Below are 250 nucleotides of genomic sequence, written 5' to 3' on the forward strand. Positions count from 1 at the left end.
AACAAGGTATTGCGCGCCAGGACCGTGACCTTGCTGCCCAGCCGGGCAAAGGCTTGCGCCAGCTCCAGCGCCACCACCGACGAGCCGATTACGGCAAGGCGTTCGGGAATGGTGTCGCTCGCCAGGGCCTCGGTGGAAGTCCAGTAGGGTGACTCTTTCAAGCCCGGAATCGGCGGGACCGCCGGGCTGGCACCCGCGGCGACCAGGCAGCGGTCGAACATCACGACGCGCTCGCCACCCTCGTTCAAAC

1 protein-coding gene is annotated in these 250 nt (G+C 66.8%); it reads right to left on the reverse strand.

All coding sequences use genetic code 11. The features are described 5' to 3' along the window. Window positions 1–250: FAD-dependent oxidoreductase (locus tag F7R19_RS29620; RefSeq protein WP_170292683.1), on the reverse strand; the 250-nt coding region annotated here is incomplete at both ends.

The organism is Cupriavidus pauculus (genome assembly GCF_008801835.1).
GTDB classification, from domain to species: domain Bacteria; phylum Pseudomonadota; class Gammaproteobacteria; order Burkholderiales; family Burkholderiaceae; genus Cupriavidus; species Cupriavidus pauculus.